Here is an 18,271-nt window from a genome sequence, read left to right on the forward strand (position 1 = left end):
ACAAAAATCGTCTGGCGATTGTTCAGATATGACAACCAATCAAAACACCACAAACCCAACCAACGAAAAAATTAACTTGCTTAACTTCACTAGACAACAGTTAAGAGAGTTTTTTATTTCCTTAGGGGAAAAACCATTTAGAGCTGATCAAGTGATGAAATGGATCTATCATTTTGGGATAGATGATTTTGATCTGATGACCGACATCAACAAAAAGCTCCGTGAACAACTAAAAAAATTAGCTGAAATTAAAGCACCTAAAATTGCTCTTGAACAACGATCATCGGATGGTACCATTAAATGGGCGTTAGATGTGGGTAATAATCAGATGATTGAATCGGTTTATATCCCTGAACGTGATCGAGCAACTTTGTGCGTATCATCACAAGTGGGATGTGCGCTTGAATGTAAATTCTGTTCAACTGCTCAGCAAGGTTTTAATCGCAATTTAACCGTTTCTGAAATTATTGGCCAGGTTTGGCGAGCATCAAATGCGATTGGTGTTACAGGTAAATTAGCCGATCGGCCTATCACGAATGTTGTTATGATGGGTATGGGTGAACCTTTACTTAATTTATCTAACGTTGCACCAGCAATGGAAATCATGTTAGATGATTTTGGTTATGGTTTATCAAAAAGACGTGTCACACTTTCAACCTCTGGCGTAGTACCGGCATTAGATAAATTGGCAGGAATGATTGATGTTGCTTTAGCTATTTCACTTCATGCACCAAATGATGAAATCCGAAGTGAAATAATGCCAATCAACCAAAAATATAATATGGCAATGCTACGTGATTCAATTTTACGTTATCTATCAACATCAAATGCTAATCACGGTAAGGTGACAATTGAATATGTTTTACTCAATCAAATCAATGATAGTGTTGAACATGCGCATGAACTGGCAAAATTCTTAAAAAATGTGCCTAGTAAGATCAATTTAATTCCATGGAATCCATTCCCTGGAGCACCTTATTCTCGTTGTTCAAATACCCGAATTGATCGCTTTATGAAAACATTAATGGGTTATGGATTTACGGTTATTGTTCGTAAAACACGCGGTGATGATATTGATGCGGCTTGCGGGCAACTTGCTGGAGAAGTGGTTGATCGTACTAAACGCACACTGTATAAGAAACAAAACCTTATTCAACAATAAAAAGGAGTTGTGGATGAAAGGCGTATTAATTGCATTAATTAGTATGTTAATACTAGCTGGCTGTCAAACAAATGCTCGTGAAGAATTTGATCCTGAAGCAGCGGCACTCGCTAGAATGCGATTGGGGTTAGGCTACTTAGCTAAAGCCAATGAATCCGAGGATAATGTTAAAGCTGCACATTATAATCTAAAATTAGCCGCTCAGTATTCACCCAATAATCCACAAGTGATGCTGGCAATGGCAATGTTTGATCAGCATGTTGGTGAATATAATGAAGCAGAAATGATCTACAAACGTATTACATTAATGCAACCTGGTAATGGCTTATTTCATGTCCATTATGGCTCCTTTTTATGTGGCAGGAATCGTTATCAAGAAGCCAAAGAACAATTTAGCAAAAGCCTAGAATTTGATCGACACCGTTGGAAAGCCGATACCTACGAGCAATATGGTTATTGTGCGATTCAAAATGGAGATACAAAAACGGCAGACCTTATGTTCAAACAACTTTTTGAATATGATTCAAACCGCCGAAATAATGTAATAAAAACAGCAGAATTTTATAAAAACAAAGGCGATAAAAAGATAGCTAATTATCTATTTTTAATATCAAAAAAATAAATTATAAAAATTAAAATAAAAATCATTAGAAGCAAGAGTAAATATCATGAGTTTTTGGGCTATTTTATTATTAGCATTAGCCATGTCGACTGATGCATTTGCGGTAGCGGTTTGTCGTGGCGTTTCGCTTAAATCAACACCCTTTTTCGGTGCATTAAAAGTAGGCGTTTTATTTGGCTTTATCGAAGCTATTACCCCTATACTAGGCTGGTTTATTGGCTATATTGCACTTCAATATATTGAAAACTGGGATCATTGGATCATTTTTGCCGTCATGCTTCTGTTAGGTCTTAATATGATTTATCATAGTTTTAAAGAAGAAAACGATGAAAATGACGACCAAAAACCCCTCTCCTCAAAATCATTTCTAATATTAGTCCTTACGGCTATTTCAACTAGTATTGATGCTTTTGCAATTGGTGTTGGATTAGCCCTTGCTAGTGTCAATATCTACTTCGCATCAACAATGATCGGGTTAGCGACTTGTATTATGGTTACCCTTGGGTTATTGCTAGGTAAAAAAATTGGTTGTTTAATTGGGAAAAAAGCATCATTTATTGGCGGTATAGTGCTTATCATCATTGGTTCAATAACACTTTACCAGCACTTAACAAGTTAATTTTGAATATTTTATATAATCAATCGCTAGGTATAAAAAAACCACTCACATAACGGAGTGGTTTTTATTAGGAGAAACAGCAGAATTACATCATTCCGCCCATTCCACCCATGCCGCCCATACCTGCAGCAGCACCTAAATCAGCTTTATCATCTTTAGGTAGATCAGTAACCATACATTCAGTTGTGATCATAAGACCAGCAACAGATGCAGCATATTGTAATGCGCTACGAGTTACTTTAGTTGGATCTAAGATACCCATTGCGATCATATCGCCGTACTCTTCAGTTGAAGCATTGTAACCATAGTTACCTTTACCACCTTTAACTGCGTTAACAACAACAGATGCTTCTTCACCACAGTTAGTCACGATTTGACGTAATGGCGCTTCCATTGCACGAAGGGCAACTTTAATACCAACGTTTTGATCTTCGTTTGCACCTTTAAGGTCTAAAATTGCAGATGCAGCACGAACTAACGCAACACCACCACCGGCAACCACACCTTCTTCAACAGCTGCGCGAGTAGCATGTAATGCATCTTCAACACGTGCTTTTTTCTCTTTCATTTCAACTTCAGTTGCTGCACCAACTTTAATTACTGCAACACCACCAGCTAATTTAGCTACACGTTCTTGAAGTTTTTCTTTATCGTAATCAGAAGTTGATTCTTCGATTTGTTTACGAATTTGTTCAACACGAGCACTGATTAAAGACTCTTCACCAACACCATCAATGATAGTGGTATTGTCTTTATTGATAACAACACGTTTAGCTTGACCTAGGTCTTCTAAAGTAGCTTTTTCAAGCTCTAAACCGATTTCTTCTGAAATTACAGTACCGGCTGTTAAAATAGCGATGTCTTGTAACATAGCTTTACGACGATCACCAAAGCCAGGTGCCTTAACTGCGGCAACTTTAACAATACCACGCATAGTATTCACAACTAAAGTTGCTAATGCTTCGCCTTCAACATCTTCAGCAATGATTAGTAGTGATTTACCTGCTTTAGCAACTGCTTCTAATACTGGTAATAATTCACGGATGTTAGAGATTTTTTTATCAGCTAATAAAATATATGGGCTATCTAATTCAACAGTAGCTGTTTCTGGTTTATTGATGAAATATGGTGATAAATAACCACGATCAAATTGCATACCTTCAACAACATCAAGCTCGTCTTGTAAACCAGTACCATCTTCAACAGTGATAACACCTTCTTTACCCACTTTTTCCATTGCTTGAGCAATTAAAGTACCAACAGTTTCATCTGAGTTAGCAGAGATTGTACCTACTTGAGCAATCGCTTTAGAATCAGCACATGGTGAAGATAATTTTTTAAGCTCTTCAACTGCTGCAACAACTGCTTTATCGATACCACGTTTTAAATCCATTGGATTCATACCCGCAGCAACCGCTTTTAAACCTTCATTAACAATAGCTTGAGCAAGTACTGTTGCGGTAGTTGTACCGTCACCAGCGGCATCGTTTGCTTTTGAAGCCACTTCTTTAACCATTTGTGCACCCATGTTTTCGAATTTATCTTCTAATTCGATTTCACGAGCAACTGACACACCATCTTTAGTAATAGTTGGTGCACCGAATGATTTATCTAATACTACGTTACGTCCTTTTGGACCTAAAGTTACTTTAACTGCATCAGCTAATACATTGACGCCTTTAAGCATTTTAACGCGAGCGTCATTACCAAATTTTACATCTTTAGCTGCCATTTTGTATTTCTCCTAAATTCTGTCTATAAATTAAATTATTTGCCAATTACGCTTGAACAATGGCTAAAATATCGCTTTCAGATAAGATAAGCACTTCTTCGTTATCAATTTTTTCTGTTTTAACGCCATATCCTTCATTGAAAATAACGATATCACCAACTTTTACATCTAGTGGTTGAACTTGACCATTTTCTAAAATGCGACCATTACCAACAGCTAAAACTTCACCACGTGTTGATTTACCCGCAGCTGAGCCTGTTAAAACAATACCGCCAGCTGATTTTGACTCTACTTCTTTGCGTTTAATGATCACACGATCATGCAATGGACGAATTTTCATTAGTTATCTCCTAGCACTAATATAAATTAAATAATTATTAACAATAAATCATAAAATTATGATCTATATAATATAGTGAACATTAAATGGGGGTTGTTTTAAATTCTTCAAGAGAATAACATTAAAAAATTTTTTAATTGATTAATTATTAGTCATCTTTACGCTCAAATTCACCCTCAATTACATCATTAAGTTGCGCATTGTTGCTAGAAGAAAATGATCGAACTTTGAAAGGAAATTTTTTAACAATAAAGCGAACAATATAATCTTGAACGCGTGGAATTAACAAAATCCCGCCAAGCATATCGGTTAAAAAACCAGGAATTAGCAATAAAAAACCCGCAAAGAGTAAGGACACACTCTTAATAATTTCATCTTTAGGGCTTTGATTATTAGCGATTTTTTGTTGCATAATACTTAGGTTATTTAAACCCTGCTTTTTAATTAAAGAAAACCCAATAATCGAAGTGGCAATAATGCCAATTAAAGCAAGAAAAACACCTATTGAATCAGCAACTTTTATAAAGAAGCTGAGTTCCAAATAAGCATAAATAAAAAAAACAATAAATCCAAAGACTCGCATATAAAATTCCTCTAAGTATAGAGTGATATTATGTCATAATAAGTTACTAATATAGTAATAACTAGTTAAATTTCAACCAAACGACATATATTTTTCAAAATATCTTACAAAAGGGATTGACTGATAATCGGGAATCGTGTTTAATACACCTCCATTGTTGCCCGGATAGCTCAGTCGGTAGAGCAGGGGATTGAAAATCCCCGTGTCCGTGGTTCGATTCCGCGTCCGGGCACCAATTACGAAAAAGGAACACCAGCGAAAGCTGGTTTTTTTGTGTCTGAAAATTTTGTGTTTTTTATTCTATCTATCAATAAAGTTCCACTGAGTTTATGCTAAATAGTACTTATAAAAGCAAGTAATTTTGGTTTAATATTAGAAAGTATCCTCAGAAATTGTCATTAATGTCGAAGTGAATAGCTGTCCGCTGGAAAAGATTTTTTTGATAATATGTAAAGAATCATCAATTAAATAGTCAGCCAGTATGCTCACTCCAAAATCATTTTTAATAGCGACATAAATAGAGTTCAACATATTGGTTTCGAAAAATATAGACTTTGTCCCATATTTATCAAGTATATAATGATATTTGAATTATTGGTCTATATGATTTATTTAAGCTGAATTAGTATAAATACTTTTAGCGCACAATCCGTATAATATGTAGCATCAAATAAAGAATTTCTTCATTTGAGATCGTGATATTAATCTGATTAATCAAATATTTTTTGATAACCTGCGCACATTTAAACTCATCTGGATATTGCTTAATTACCTGCCGAAAAACAAATTCGTTATCAGAACTTAGCTGCTGATGCTCAAAAATACGCTGAATAAAAAATTGCATATGAGTTAAAAAACGAGAATAGTGTAATGATTGTTTGTCTATTTCAATTGCAAAATTGAATTGAATAATATTAAAAATATCTTTCAGGATTTTAACGGATAATAAAGTATGCTGCATGGTTTGCTGATGTGATTGTCCATTAACTAGATGAAATGCTATATTACCCACTTCCTCTTCAGGTAAAGCGATATTAAGCTGCTGGTTGATATAGGCTATTCCATGCTCTGCAACTTTAAATTCATTCGGATAAAAGCTTTTCACTTCATATAATAGCCGATTTTGAATAACCACACCTGAATAATACCGTTCAATAGCATAATTAAGATGATCCAATAAGGTAAAGAAGAGCGTTTCTCTAAATGTTGTTTTTAGTGTTTTACTAGCATAATCTAACAAAAATCTTGTTAACTCGATATAATCATCCGGTAATGATTCAATTAAGCTAAGGTAGCCTTGTATTCCCGTTATTTGATGTAAAACGAAACATTTTTCAATCTGCGCTAACTCGATAAGATCACCGACTTTAGCATTAAAACCAATTCCCTTTCCCATCAATATTACCTCGTTATTATCACTGCTTTTCGATAATACGAGGCTATTATTTAAGATTTTATTTACTCTAAATGTTGTCATGAGCTTTACGTCAATTGGTCTAATTGACCATTAACATTAATTAACTTTTGATACCAATAATAACTTTTTTTCTTAATACGCTTCATATCTTTCAGATTAAATTCATCACGATTAACATAGATAAAGCCATAACGTTTACCATAACCTTGGTGAGTACTAACCACATCTATCACCGACCATGGGCAATAACCTATTAACTCCACTCCATCAGTTATAGCTAATTGCATTTGAGTAACATGTTGGCTGATAAAGTCAATACGGTAATCATCATTAACGGTATTATCTATATTTAGTTCATCTGGAGCACCAATGCCATTTTCGGTAATAAGAATTGGTAAATAATAGCGTTCGTAGACTTTTCTTAAAGTTAAACGTAACCCAATGGGATCAATTACCCACCCATATGCGGTTTTATCAACAAAAGGATTGTCTGCCGATCGATATACTCCTGATTCTCCAAGCATAATCTGTTGATCACCGGCTCTTGCAGATATATCAGAGGCGTCGCCTTTACTAGCTGCAATTGTTGCTGTTGAATAATAATTCATAGCAATAAAATCAGGTCGGGCATTTTTTAATACTATCAGATCTTCATCTAAAATAGTTGGGCAGATCTCTCGATCCTTTAAATAACTTAAAAATAACGTATTATAGCGCCCTAATACAGCAATATCGAGAAAGCTCCAACAACGAATAGTTTCCCAATTGTGTGCAGCAATTGCATCTTCAGGTCGGCAAGTTTCTGCATACATTGAGGTAATATTTAATGCTGGACCAATTTTGGCATTTGGACTGAGAGTATGACATAATTGCATTGCTCTAGCTTGTGCAATAAACATATGGTGGCTTTGTTGAAAAAGCGTTTTTTTACTTGGTAATTTGCCATCTTTAGGAACTCCAATTGCTCCCGGATGTAGGATCATGGTATTTTGTTCATTAATCGTTAACCAGTAGTTAACTTTTTTACCAAAATTTCTAAATAAAACTTCAGTATATTGGACAAAAGCCTCGATAGTTGATCGTTCACTCCAACCTCCTTGTTTCTCTAATTGATATGGCAAGTCAAAGTGATACAGCGTAACTATCGGCTCAATACCATAACTAATTAGTTCGTCAATTAAATTGTGATAAAAAGCTAATCCTTCTGGATTAACTTCACCAATCCCGTCGGGGATAATACGAGTCCATGCAATTGAAAAACGATAGGCCTTTAAACCTAACTCAGCAAAAAGCCGGACATCTTCTTTATAATGATGGTAATGATCACTTGCGACTTTAAAGTCCGATACGTTCTGAGGATGACAATACATATCAACAATTGATGGCGATTTGCCAGCTTCATTCCATGCACCTTCAAATTGATAAGCTGAGGTTGAGCCACCCCATAAAAAGCTTTGTGGAAAAGGTTTTAATGTTTTATAAATCATGATCATTCCCTTGGTTTAACTTTTTCACGATCAACAGATCTTCGCTTATTGTTACCATGTCTTTTTTAAGATTTTCGATAATATAATTATCTGAATGTAAGATAATTATCGGTGTAGTTGTCATATAACCTGCTTTTTCAATGGCAGCTAGATCAAATTCAATTAACTCATCTCCGATATTAATTCTTTGACCTTGCACAACTTTATTAGTAAAAAATTGACCGCCTAACTTAACAGTGTCCAATCCTACATGGATCAAAATTTCAATACCTTCATCGCTTTTTATGCCGATCGCATGTTTTGATTCAAGCAAACTCATCACTTGACCGTTGATTGGAGCAACAACTTTACCTTCACTCGGTTCAATGGCAACACCATTACCAATCAAATTTTTTGAAAAAATATCATCATTTACCTCTGATAATGGAATCACTTTTCCTGCTAAAGGACTATTTAAGGTAACGCCACTAAAATCAGAAATATAAGGGCTATTTTGCGAGGATAAATCTGTTTCCATATTGGTAGTCTTTATTGCATCATCTTCATTGATTGGGTCATCAAATCCCATAAACCATGTCAATATAAATGTCACTACCACCGCAATACAACAAGTGATCAAAGCATGGACAATATTCATTGGATTTTCACCAATAAACGCAGGTAATCCTGCTAATCCAGGGGATACGAAAGCATACCGTAATAAACCTGATAATCCTGCATAAACTCCAGCAATTCCACCACCTATCATTGAAGCAATAAGTGGGCGTTTTAGCTTTAATGTTACTCCATACAATGATGGTTCAGTAATACCTAGTAATGCTGTAAAACCAGCAGAATACCCAAGTTGTTTTAAATTTTTATTTTGTGTTTTGATTGCCACACATAATGTTGCTGCTCCTTGCGCTATATTTGATGCTAACATTCCAGGGCCATTAATCATTTCGGAGCCATTACGACTGAGTTGTCCAGTTGCAATTGGTGTCATTGCCCACGCCGTACCGGTAATAATTAAAAATGGTTGTAAACCGCCCATCAACATTGGAATTAGCCAACTGGCTTTACCATTAATATATCCTGCTCCTTGCGCAACTAAATCATTCAATAAAACACCAAATGGACCGATAACAACTAATGCCAATGGTCCTGTTAGTAATAGAATAATCATCGGTTTGATAAAAAATTTTATCATTGATGGCGTGATTTTTTCAGCCAATCTTTCAATGTAGGACATAGCCCATACAGTAATAATGATCGGTAATACTGAACCAGCATAATCAGCTAATTTAACAGGAATACCTATGAAAGTAATATCTTGATTTAATGCCATTAACCTTCCTAGGTTTGGATGAAGCAATGCTCCAGCAATCGTCATAGCTAATATTGGATTGCAGCTAAATTTACTTGCAGCGCCATATGCTAATAAAATAGGCATAAAGAAAAATGCTGCATCAGCTAGCATATCCAACAAGTAATAGGTATGACTATCTGGGGATAATATTCCTATCAGCTTACCAATAGCTAATAGAGCTTTAATCATACCAGCCCCAGTCAAAGCTGGAATTACTGGCGTAAAGGAAGTAGAAATAATACTGATAATATAAGAAAGTATGCCCTCTCTTTGCTTCGCTTTTTGAGTACATTGATTTTCGTTAGACAGATTCTGGTTTATAGATTGATAAACTTGTTGTACTTCATTCCCGATTACAACTTGGAACTGACCACCACTATCAACTACACTAATCACGCCCGTTAATTTAGTAATTGCATCTTTATTCACAATGCTTTTATCTAACAAATCAAATCGTAAGCGAGTTGCACAATGAGTCAAAGAAATCAGGTTTTCCTTTCCTCCAACAAATTCTAAAATTTTTTTACCCAAATGTTGATAATCCATATCTATACTCACTTTTAAAAGACTAAAAAAAAGGACCAAAACAAAAACTTACTTATCTTAATAAGTTTTTGTTTTGGTCCTGCCTGAATAAATCAGTAACATGCCATAATTAAATTAATGGTATACATAATTTACTTTTTTTTCAAACTAAGATACGAAAAATGTGATCTATATCTTATTTTCTAGTTATAAAATAAATTATTAACAAGCAAACTATCTAACAAATGTAGATCTATTCATAAATTGATCACAACTAAAACCACATGCTTATAATTCTACAAAAACACCAGCGAAAGCTGTTTTTTTATGTCTGAAACTCTACCAAATTAAAAACTGTTAAAAATCATTATTAATATCGATATATAAACATGTTTACTAACCTGAGATTTAATATAACCTTCACATTAGAATAAAAAATAACCATATTAATAAAATATAAATTATAATCCTCATCGCAATTCCAACAGAAAAGGCTTGAAAGGTATAATCAAATGGTTGGTTTAAAAAATTCGTTATTATTAACACTATTATGCTTGCCCGTTGTTAGTCACGCAGATTGTGAAAAATGGATTGATATATTGCTCAATGAGCGACACCATTCTCGTGATAGCAAAATGGCAATTTGCGATGTTTGGCCAGCAGATGAAAGCAAATCTATTGTTGTTTTACCCTTACTACAAAAAGGCGGTATAGTTGACACATATGACCTTGATGTTTTATTAATTGATAATCAATCAGGTCAAGTCATTGCTGATAGTTGGCAACCTGATGCGCTTGAAAGTGATGCCAAAGAATTAATTGGTTTTGAAATTGATAAAGATAATTATCAACTTAATCCTGAAACTTTGGCTTTTGGTGTACGTATTCAATATAGAATCAGATCAACTTCCTCTCCTTATAGCGGAGAATATATTAATCTCTACGTTAAACAAAATGATAAATTAAAACCCGTTGTTAATAATCTCCCCATGTTTGAACTTTCAGGTGAGAATGATCAAAGGTGCGCACATAACATTCATATCTATGATCGTAATATAACTTTGGGAAGTAGTATGACTAATGGTTATTTCGACCTAATTGTTTTTGAAAAAAATGTAAATCAAATAGCTGTGGTAGATGATTATGGCGAATGTATTGCACAAGAAATTGTCTTACCTAATAAAACATTTTATATGTATTACAATGGTTTAGAATATCCTGTAATAGAGATTGAGGAATAAGCAATAACAGAGGAACGCAGGAATTGAAAAATTTATAAATATTTTGTTTCAAGAAATAATAATTTTTCGACACGTTATATAAACGTTCTGTAAGAATAATATGGAATTAAAAAAATTTGTAATATAATTTAGTATCCAAAAAATAAAGCCAGCGATTGCTGGCTTTTTATCAAATACAATTTGGAAGTAAATACTCTCATTTTCTCTATAATAAAATTATTTTTTTCAGTGTGTTTCAACTTTTTGTGAGCTAGATCACAAAAATATTCCTATATTTGTAATAATGTCCCAATTTTTACATTAGGTTAATGAAAATAATGGGTATCAAACAATTACAACATAAAATCATCGATATCATCATTTGGAAAAAAGGCAAACAACCAGCACTACATAAACCTTTTTTGTATGTATTATCAAAACATAAACATGATCATACGCGTTCATTTAATTATAAGACTGAGATTGAGCAACCATTGCTTAATTTATTAAAACGTTTAAGACCACAGTGTAAGTATCACAATTCTAATATGCCTTTGGGGCGATTGAGATAAGCGTTTAGGAAATGCATATGATGAATCCAGTTGACAATAAAATTAAACAATTAACACCTGGTGCAGTTTTAAATAACCAACAATTATGTGATATTTTTAAATGTAGTCCACAAGGTGGAATGCGAAAATCTAATACCACTCATACTCTAGTTCTAATTACAAATCATGTAGAGTCAGTTTATTCTGATGTTTGGGATGATGATGTACTACATTATACTGGAATGGGGCAAAGAGGTGATCAAAGTTTGGAATTTATGCAAAATAAAACACTTAATGAGATTGAGTTTAATGGTATTAGTGTACATTACTTTGAAGTGTTTAAGGACAAAGAATATACATATTCAGGACGATTAATTAAAGCAGCTTCTCCCTATCAAACGCAGCAATACGATGCTAATCAATTATTACGTAAAGTTTGGGTTTTTCCATTAAAACTTATTGATAATAAGTTGCCCAATAGTGTTTTTACTGATTATAAAAAAGCGCAAGAAGAACAAGTCCATAAGTACAAAATAGATAAATTACTCAATAAAATAATAAAGCAAAATAAAAAACCAGGTAAACGAGACATTGTTACGCCTCAATATATAAGAAGTACTGAGTTAGCGGAGTTTATAAAACGCAAAGCTGAGGGAAAATGCGATCTATGTGAAAATCCAGCTCCTTTTTTCACCAGAGAAAATATTCCTTATTTAGAATGTCATCATATTCTTTGGTTGTCTGAGGGCGGGGAGGATTCTATAGAAAATACGGTTGCATTATGTCCAAATTGTCATCGTAAAATGCATTTTGTTAAAGATAATAACGATATTTCTAAATTAAAAGCGATAGCAAAGTTGAGAGCAAAAGAGGCCGCAAAAAATGACTGAATTAATTCATGTTGTTGCAGCCGTGATTATTAGTGAAGGGAAATACCTTTGTGCTCAACGTGGTAACACAAAATATCTAGCCTATAAATGGGAATTTCCTGGCGGTAAGGTTGAACCTGATGAAAAATTGGAAGATGCACTGATACGTGAAATTAAAGAGGAACTGGGTTGTAGAATAACGGTCAAAAAGCATTTATTAACGACTGTTCATAACTATGATTTTGGCTCAGTAAAAATTGACGCTTTTGTTTGTGGACTTATAAATGAACAACCACAATGTTTAGAACATCATGAGATTCGTTGGTTGAAAAATGATGAGTTGGGAGGCCTTGCGTGGGCTGAGGCAGATTTGCCTATTGTTTCATATTTGGATACCGTGACTTTTCAATAAATGTTAACACTAGAATCTTTTTTTATACTAATTAAAGGTTCCTTATGTTACAGATGTTATCAAAACTATTATTTAATTTCTTTAGGAATATTGAGTATTAGTTTATAAATATGTTTTATCTTGTGATCCCCAAATTTTTTGTTCAGAAATAGTTAAATCTATTTAATTTATGATTTGAGTGCTAACGCTATAAAAATCTACCCCAACACCTATATATCTATTTTTGTTATAACTAAATGCAAAATAATCGTTTTCGCATCTCACCATAATTTGGTCTAATTATTTCATATTTTTATCATTACTAATCCAATACATTAGTAGCGTAGCGTGAGGTGTCGAGTGAAAAATTTACCTCTTTTTCAAAAATTATATAGGCATGGGATCAGCTTAATCTTATTGGCAATTTGCACTTTTATGCATCAAGCGCAAGCAATTGAATTACTCAATGTCTCTTATGATCCCACGCGAGAACTTTATAAAGCATATAATCAGGCTTTTATCGAGTATTGGCAGCAGCAAACCGGTGAACGGTTGACGATAAATAATTCGCATGGTGGGTCTGGTAAACAGGCGCGTTCGGTCATTGATGGTTTGCAAGCTGATGTGGTTACGCTTGCTTTAGCGAGTGATATTGATGCGTTAAACCGTTATCAAACTAACATATCACCTGATTGGCAAGCTAGGTTGCCAAACAATAGTGCGCCTTACCATTCAACTATTGTTTTTTTAGTGCGTAAAGGTAACCCAAAACAGATTTATGATTGGGGTGATCTCATAAAAGATGATGTTGAGGTAATAACACCCAATCCCAAAACCTCGGGTGGGGCACGTTGGAATTTTTTGGCGGCTTGGGCTTATGCTAAAAGTACCTATGGTAACGATGAACAAGCTCAAGATTTTGTCACCAAATTATATCAACATGTTCCGGTTTTAGACACTGGTGCCAGAGGCGCAACCATTAGCTTTGTACAGCGAGGCTTAGGTGATGTTTTAATTTCTTGGGAAAATGAGGCTTATTTGGCGTTAAGAGAGCAAGGTGGCGATCAATTAGAAATTATTATGCCCTCATTATCCATTTTAGCTGAGCCGACTGTGGCTTTAGTCGATAAAGTTGTTGATAGCAAAGGTACACGTAAGCAAGCGCAAGCTTATTTGGAATACTTATATAGCGATCCGGCACAACATATTATAGCCAAGCATTTTTACCGTCCTGTTAATCCTGATGTCCTTAAACAATATGCTGATCAGTTTCCTACTATTAAGTTAGTTACGGTTGATAACGATTTTGGTGGATGGCAAACAGTGCAAAAAAAATTTTTTAGTGATGGGGCCATCTTTGATGCAATTTATGCTGAGATAAACTAATTACTGCTTATTCTGGCGATGTTAAGTGTGTGCTCACTTAGCTTTGCGGTATAAAGGTGAATGTTATGAAAGTTGCAAGCATTAAACAACAACGGATCATCCCAGGTTTTAACTTAACGTTAGGTTATACTTTAACCTTTCTTAGTTTGATTGTGCTTATTCCGTTATTAGGTTTGTTTCTTTATTCAACAAAGCTGTCTTTTGAGGAGTGGCATCGGTTATTAGTCAGCAAACAGTTTTTATTGGCATTAACTCTTTCATTAAGTACCGCATTTATCAGCGCCGGTCTAAACAGCTTTATTGGTTTACTATTGGCTTGGGTACTGGTGCGTTATCGATTTCCAGGACGTAAGATAATGGATATCTGTATTGATATCCCGTTTGCTTTACCAACAGCCGTTGCTGGCATTGCGTTAACCGCAATTTATGCCAAAAACGGGCCAATTGGGCAATGGTTTAGTTTTAAAATTGCTTATACCCCCATTGGCATTACCTTAGCGCTGTTATTTGTTACATTGCCGTTTGTTGTGCGCACTTTACAACCGGTAATGGCTGATTTACCACGTGAACAAGAAGAAGCGGCGAGTTTACTTGGTGCATCGCCTAGGCAAATTTTTATGCATATTATTTTACCTGCCATTTTACCTGCTTGGCTAACGGGGTTTACCCTCGCTTTTGCTCGTGCTATTGGCGAATATGGTTCAGTGGTCTTTATTGCCGGTAATATTCCATTTAAGACCGAAATATTACCGTTATTAATTGTCTCAAAACTTGACCAATATGCTTATGATGTCGCTGCCGCGATTGGCGTAACGATGTTACTGATTGCTTTTGTATTGTTATTAATTATGAACAGTTTACAGCGAAAACTTAACCGTAAGATTAATAAAAACCATTAATATAAGATTATGCAGATATTACAATCAATAACAGAAAAAAAGAGAGTAACCCGTTTACAGCTATTGCTAATCTTGTTGGCGGTATTACTGTTTTTCGGACTTTTATTGTTGCCGCTAGTTGTGGTGCTCGCGCAGGGGCTAGCTAATGGTGTAAATGCATTTTGGCAAGTGATTATTGAGCCAGATACCTTATCCGCTTTTAAATTAACACTGATTGCCGTTGGTGTAGCGGTGCCATTAAATGTGATATTTGGTGTATGTGCAGCTTGGGTCATAACTAAATATCAGTTCAAAGGCAAACAAATATTAGTCACATTAATTGATTTACCGTTCTCGATTTCCCCCATTGTTGCAGGTTTAATCTATGTATTGCTATTTGGCGCACAAACTGCGTTGTATCCGTTTTTGCAGGCGTGGAATATTCAAATTGTCTATGCGATTCCAGGAATTATTTTAGCAACGATTTTTGTATCCGTTCCTTTTGTGGCAAGAGAACTCATACCGATAATGGCGCTACAAGGTACTCATGAAGAAGAGGCCGCCAGCGTCCTTGGTGCAAATGGCTGGCAAATTTTTTTCCACATTACTTTACCCAATATTAAATGGGCCTTAATGCATGGTGTTGTTCTTTGCACCGCTCGCTCACTCAGTGAATTTGGCGCGGTATCGGTTGTTTCTGGGCATATTCGTGGTTACACCAATACATTACCGCTTCATGTTGAGATTTTATACAATGAATACAATATTGTTGCCGCATTTAGTGTCGCTATTTTGCTATTAATGATGTCGCTTGCGTTACTCTTGATTCGTCAATGGATTGAAAGGCGCTTAGCCAATGAATGTCATTACGGGAACTAAGAGGTAGATATGAGTATTACACTACACAATATCAATAAAAGTTTTGAACACGTTAATGTCTTAGAAAATATCAATTTCAGCATAAAACAAGGTGAATTAGTTGCACTATTAGGCCCATCTGGTTGTGGAAAAACAACTTTACTGCGCATTATAGCCGGTTTAGAAACTGCCAGTTCAGGGCAAATCTATTTTGCTGATAGGGAAGTAACTAAGCTGAGCGCCAAGCAACGAGATATTGGTTTTGTCTTTCAAAATTATGCGTTATTTCGGCATATGAATGTAGCTGAAAATGTGGCATTTGGACTAAAAATGAAACCAAGATCTGTACGATTAAATAAAACAGCTATTGATGAACGCGTTAATCAATTACTCGAATTAGTGCAACTTGACCATTTTGCCAAACGTTATCCAGACCAACTGTCAGGTGGTCAGCGTCAGCGAGTTGCGTTAGCGCGTGCGTTGGCTTCGAAACCTAATGTGTTGTTGCTTGATGAACCATTTAGTGCTTTAGATGCTAAAGTCCGTAAAGATTTAAGACGTTGGTTGCGTGATTTTCATCATGAACTCAATGTTACCAGCATCTTTGTTACCCATGATCAAGAAGAAGCACTGGAAGTTGCTGATAGAATAATTTTAATGAATCAAGGTCACATAGAACAAATAGGTACCCCTGCCGAAGTCTATAAGCAACCAAAAACCGCCTTTGTTGCGCATTTTCTAGGGGATGTTAACCTTTTATATGGTTATATTGAAAATAATACATTAATCATTGGTGATTTTCACAAAGATATGAGGGAACAAGGTACCTGGCCTGATCAGTCTGCTATCGCTTATGTTCGACCTCACGAAATCAGTATTGCTAAAATTGCCCGAAAAAATGATATCCAAGGAGAAGTTGTACGTATACATACTGCTGGTCCAACCGTCTTTCTGGAAATTGCTGTAGCCGGACAACCAAAGCATATTGATGTATCTATTAGCTATCGACAATATGAACAACAGCAAGTTGAAATTGGTGATACTGTCTACTGGCAACCTGCACTCGTTAATATTTTTATGCAAGATGAACTATTAGAGTTTATGATTTAAGAAGAATGATTCCTATAAATTAAATCTGATAATCAAGTATTTTGGAATGAGTTTGCTCAATTAATGCATGACTTTTGATATCTTCCAATGACAACTCTTGATTGCATAATTGAATAAAGCGCCAAATATAATTACGTTGTAATTTATGTCGTTTTAATCCTAGCCATGTAACATGTGATTCAAACAGATGTTTCGCATCCAATTCAACTAAATTGATATCATGATCAGGGTTATACATTTTATTACCTAAAATACCAATCCCTAAACCTAACTCAACATAAGTTTTAATAACATCAGGCTCCTGAACATTGAGCGAGATATTGGGTGTCAATCCAATAGCCGAAAAGGCTTTATCAATACTTTTACGAGGAAATATTCCTTGACGATAAGTGATGATAGGTAATGTTTGTAACATATCTAACGTCACTTTATCGACTTTAGTCAAAGGATGATCTTTAGGAGTAACTATAGAGTAATGCCAACGATAAAAAGGGTAAATAGCAAGTGAATTGTTATCTACTCTTTCATTATCAATACCAATATCCGCTTCGCCAGAAAGAAGCTGAGAGATAATTTCACTAGATGATCCCTGATTGATAATGATATGAACTTTAGGAAAAAGCATTCTAAAAGATTTTATAATATTTGGGAGAATATAACGGGCCTGAGAGTGGGTGGTCGCTATCACTAATGAACCTTCATCAGTATTAGAAAAAATGGTTGATAACCGCTTAATATTATTAATTTCATTTAAAATTCGTTCGGCAATAACCACCAATTCTAAACCGGGTTCAGTCATGTTAATCAAGCGCTTACCTTGACGAATAAAAAGATCAATATTCAGCTCTTCTTCTAGCTCTTTGATATGTCGGCTTACACCAGACTGAGATGTGTATAAAGAATTTGCGACTTCGGTTAAATTATAATTACAACGCGCAGCTTCGTGAATAATCCTTAATTGTTGTATATTCATGACGATCTTCCTAGTAAAAATTACTTTATTCCCGTTATATAGTTGTATTATTTATGTGTAAGTTGCTGTATATAATTAATAACTAAAAAGTGAATTATTTAAAAAATTTCAGACCGCCAGCAAGCATAAGCAATATGATGAAACTGGTTATAAGCATTTTGTCTAATTTATAAATTATGCTTATTCGTAATTTTATTAGT

18 protein-coding genes and 1 tRNA gene are annotated in these 18,271 nt (G+C 34.8%); 12 read left to right on the plus strand and 7 right to left on the minus strand.

Annotated features, from left to right (window positions below; genetic code table 11):
* Positions 1 to 28: 28 nt before the first annotated feature.
* From J3U16_RS00880 to J3U16_RS00890, 3 genes are read left to right on the plus strand one after another with little or no spacing between them, the layout of a single operon-like run.
* Positions 29 to 1,162: a bifunctional tRNA (adenosine(37)-C2)-methyltransferase TrmG/ribosomal RNA large subunit methyltransferase RlmN gene (locus J3U16_RS00880; protein WP_065733729.1), complete on the plus strand. Its 1,134-nt coding sequence runs from the start codon at positions 29 to 31 to the stop codon at positions 1,160 to 1,162.
* Between the two features lie 13 nt (positions 1,163 to 1,175).
* On the plus strand, positions 1,176 to 1,784 hold the full coding sequence (locus J3U16_RS00885) for a hypothetical protein (RefSeq protein WP_220225435.1): 609 nt from the start codon (positions 1,176 to 1,178) through the stop codon (positions 1,782 to 1,784).
* Positions 1,785 to 1,830: 46 nt separating this feature from the next.
* Positions 1,831 to 2,403, plus strand: coding sequence for a manganese efflux pump MntP family protein (locus tag J3U16_RS00890; RefSeq protein WP_065562750.1), 573 nt, complete (start codon positions 1,831 to 1,833; stop codon positions 2,401 to 2,403).
* Between the two features lie 85 nt (positions 2,404 to 2,488).
* On the opposite strand, the gene groL is transcribed toward J3U16_RS00890, so the two are convergent.
* From groL to J3U16_RS00905, 3 genes are all read right to left on the minus strand, one after another.
* On the minus strand, positions 2,489 to 4,135 hold the full coding sequence (gene groL, locus J3U16_RS00895) for a chaperonin GroEL (protein ID WP_065562751.1): 1,647 nt from the start codon (positions 4,133 to 4,135) through the stop codon (positions 2,489 to 2,491).
* A 46-nt stretch (positions 4,136 to 4,181) separates the two neighbouring features.
* A complete protein-coding gene (locus J3U16_RS00900) occupies positions 4,182 to 4,475 on the minus strand; it encodes a co-chaperone GroES (protein WP_034915350.1) in 294 nt (97 codons plus the stop codon).
* Positions 4,476 to 4,623: 148 nt separating this feature from the next.
* Complete coding sequence (locus J3U16_RS00905) at positions 4,624 to 5,058, minus strand: FxsA family protein (protein WP_065562752.1); 435 nt, start codon at positions 5,056 to 5,058, stop codon at positions 4,624 to 4,626.
* Between the two features lie 159 nt (positions 5,059 to 5,217).
* Here J3U16_RS00905 and J3U16_RS00910 point away from each other — a divergent pair.
* Positions 5,218 to 5,293 (plus strand) — tRNA-Phe (locus J3U16_RS00910).
* A 402-nt stretch (positions 5,294 to 5,695) separates the two neighbouring features.
* Here the strand turns inward: J3U16_RS00910 and J3U16_RS00915 are convergent.
* Genes J3U16_RS00915 through J3U16_RS00925 form a run of 3 tightly spaced genes read right to left on the minus strand, consistent with a single transcriptional unit; the run spans position 5,696 to position 9,856 of the window.
* Positions 5,696 to 6,535: a PRD domain-containing protein gene (locus tag J3U16_RS00915; RefSeq protein ID WP_267330809.1), complete on the minus strand. Its 840-nt coding sequence runs from the start codon at positions 6,533 to 6,535 to the stop codon at positions 5,696 to 5,698.
* A 5-nt stretch (positions 6,536 to 6,540) separates the two neighbouring features.
* Positions 6,541 to 7,962: a glycoside hydrolase family 1 protein gene (locus J3U16_RS00920; protein WP_267330810.1), complete on the minus strand. Its 1,422-nt coding sequence runs from the start codon at positions 7,960 to 7,962 to the stop codon at positions 6,541 to 6,543.
* The gene (locus J3U16_RS00925) at positions 7,952 to 9,856 is read right to left on the minus strand and encodes a beta-glucoside-specific PTS transporter subunit IIABC (RefSeq protein ID WP_267330811.1); all 1,905 of its coding nucleotides are present in this window, start codon (positions 9,854 to 9,856) and stop codon (positions 7,952 to 7,954) included. Before J3U16_RS00925 ends, J3U16_RS00920 begins: the two co-directional genes overlap by 11 nt.
* A gap of 491 nt (positions 9,857 to 10,347) precedes the next feature.
* Here J3U16_RS00925 and J3U16_RS00930 point away from each other — a divergent pair, with 491 nt between their 5' ends.
* The 8 genes from J3U16_RS00930 (at position 10,348) to J3U16_RS00965 (ending at position 17,098) form a co-directional block, all read left to right on the plus strand.
* The gene (locus J3U16_RS00930; RefSeq protein ID WP_267330812.1) at positions 10,348 to 11,076 is read left to right on the plus strand and encodes a hypothetical protein; all 729 of its coding nucleotides are present in this window, start codon (positions 10,348 to 10,350) and stop codon (positions 11,074 to 11,076) included.
* Positions 11,077 to 11,393: 317 nt separating this feature from the next.
* On the plus strand, positions 11,394 to 11,627 hold the full coding sequence (locus tag J3U16_RS00935) for a hypothetical protein (RefSeq protein ID WP_267330813.1): 234 nt from the start codon (positions 11,394 to 11,396) through the stop codon (positions 11,625 to 11,627).
* A gap of 17 nt (positions 11,628 to 11,644) precedes the next feature.
* Positions 11,645 to 12,496, plus strand: coding sequence for an HNH endonuclease (locus tag J3U16_RS00940; RefSeq protein ID WP_267330814.1), 852 nt, complete (start codon positions 11,645 to 11,647; stop codon positions 12,494 to 12,496).
* Positions 12,489 to 12,887, plus strand: a complete 399-nt coding sequence (locus J3U16_RS00945) for a (deoxy)nucleoside triphosphate pyrophosphohydrolase (protein ID WP_220225439.1) — start codon at positions 12,489 to 12,491, stop codon at positions 12,885 to 12,887. Before J3U16_RS00940 ends, J3U16_RS00945 begins: the two co-directional genes overlap by 8 nt.
* A gap of 414 nt (positions 12,888 to 13,301) precedes the next feature.
* Entirely contained in the window at positions 13,302 to 14,252 is a 951-nt protein-coding gene (locus J3U16_RS00950; protein ID WP_416379906.1) for a sulfate ABC transporter substrate-binding protein, read from the plus strand.
* Positions 14,253 to 14,332: 80 nt separating this feature from the next.
* Complete coding sequence (gene cysT, locus J3U16_RS00955; RefSeq protein ID WP_416380738.1) at positions 14,333 to 15,151, plus strand: sulfate ABC transporter permease subunit CysT; 819 nt, start codon at positions 14,333 to 14,335, stop codon at positions 15,149 to 15,151.
* Between the two features lie 9 nt (positions 15,152 to 15,160).
* Positions 15,161 to 16,009 (plus strand): sulfate ABC transporter permease subunit CysW, encoded by an 849-nt coding sequence (gene cysW / locus J3U16_RS00960; RefSeq protein ID WP_267342361.1) that lies wholly within the window; start codon positions 15,161 to 15,163, stop codon positions 16,007 to 16,009.
* Positions 16,010 to 16,018: 9 nt separating this feature from the next.
* On the plus strand, positions 16,019 to 17,098 hold the full coding sequence (locus J3U16_RS00965; RefSeq protein WP_267339024.1) for a sulfate/molybdate ABC transporter ATP-binding protein: 1,080 nt from the start codon (positions 16,019 to 16,021) through the stop codon (positions 17,096 to 17,098).
* 19 nt (positions 17,099 to 17,117) lie between these two features.
* Here J3U16_RS00965 and J3U16_RS00970 read toward each other — a convergent pair whose 3' ends face one another.
* The gene (locus J3U16_RS00970; protein WP_065733648.1) at positions 17,118 to 18,071 is read right to left on the minus strand and encodes a LysR substrate-binding domain-containing protein; all 954 of its coding nucleotides are present in this window, start codon (positions 18,069 to 18,071) and stop codon (positions 17,118 to 17,120) included.
* Positions 18,072 to 18,271 lie beyond the last annotated feature (200 nt).

The sequence above is a fragment of the Gilliamella sp. B3023 genome (genome assembly GCF_026536845.1).
Classification (GTDB): Bacteria; Pseudomonadota; Gammaproteobacteria; order Enterobacterales; family Orbaceae; genus Gilliamella; species Gilliamella apicola_E.

Bases quoted from the DNA above. Each gene is read 5' to 3' on its own strand.
- J3U16_RS00905 (WP_065562752.1), bottom strand. From the start codon at position 5,058: ATGCGAGTCTTTGGATTTATTGTTTTTTTTATTTATGCTTATTTGGAA.
- J3U16_RS00945 (WP_220225439.1), top strand. From the start codon at position 12,489: ATGACTGAATTAATTCATGTTGTTGCAGCCGTGATTATTAGTGAAGGG.
- J3U16_RS00965 (WP_267339024.1), top strand. From the start codon at position 16,019: ATGAGTATTACACTACACAATATCAATAAAAGTTTTGAACACGTTAAT.
- J3U16_RS00885 (WP_220225435.1), top strand. From the start codon at position 1,176: ATGAAAGGCGTATTAATTGCATTAATTAGTATGTTAATACTAGCTGGC.
- J3U16_RS00935 (WP_267330813.1), top strand. From the start codon at position 11,394: ATGGGTATCAAACAATTACAACATAAAATCATCGATATCATCATTTGG.
- J3U16_RS00900 (WP_034915350.1), bottom strand. From the start codon at position 4,475: ATGAAAATTCGTCCATTGCATGATCGTGTGATCATTAAACGCAAAGAA.
- J3U16_RS00915 (WP_267330809.1), bottom strand. From the start codon at position 6,535: ATGACAACATTTAGAGTAAATAAAATCTTAAATAATAGCCTCGTATTA.
- J3U16_RS00880 (WP_065733729.1), top strand. From the start codon at position 29: ATGACAACCAATCAAAACACCACAAACCCAACCAACGAAAAAATTAAC.
- cysW (WP_267342361.1), top strand. From the start codon at position 15,161: ATGCAGATATTACAATCAATAACAGAAAAAAAGAGAGTAACCCGTTTA.
- J3U16_RS00950 (WP_416379906.1), top strand. From the start codon at position 13,302: ATGCATCAAGCGCAAGCAATTGAATTACTCAATGTCTCTTATGATCCC.
- J3U16_RS00920 (WP_267330810.1), bottom strand. From the start codon at position 7,962: ATGATTTATAAAACATTAAAACCTTTTCCACAAAGCTTTTTATGGGGT.
- groL (WP_065562751.1), bottom strand. From the start codon at position 4,135: ATGGCAGCTAAAGATGTAAAATTTGGTAATGACGCTCGCGTTAAAATG.
- J3U16_RS00890 (WP_065562750.1), top strand. From the start codon at position 1,831: ATGAGTTTTTGGGCTATTTTATTATTAGCATTAGCCATGTCGACTGAT.
- J3U16_RS00970 (WP_065733648.1), bottom strand. From the start codon at position 18,071: ATGAATATACAACAATTAAGGATTATTCACGAAGCTGCGCGTTGTAAT.
- J3U16_RS00925 (WP_267330811.1), bottom strand. From the start codon at position 9,856: ATGGATTATCAACATTTGGGTAAAAAAATTTTAGAATTTGTTGGAGGA.
- J3U16_RS00940 (WP_267330814.1), top strand. From the start codon at position 11,645: ATGATGAATCCAGTTGACAATAAAATTAAACAATTAACACCTGGTGCA.
- J3U16_RS00930 (WP_267330812.1), top strand. From the start codon at position 10,348: ATGGTTGGTTTAAAAAATTCGTTATTATTAACACTATTATGCTTGCCC.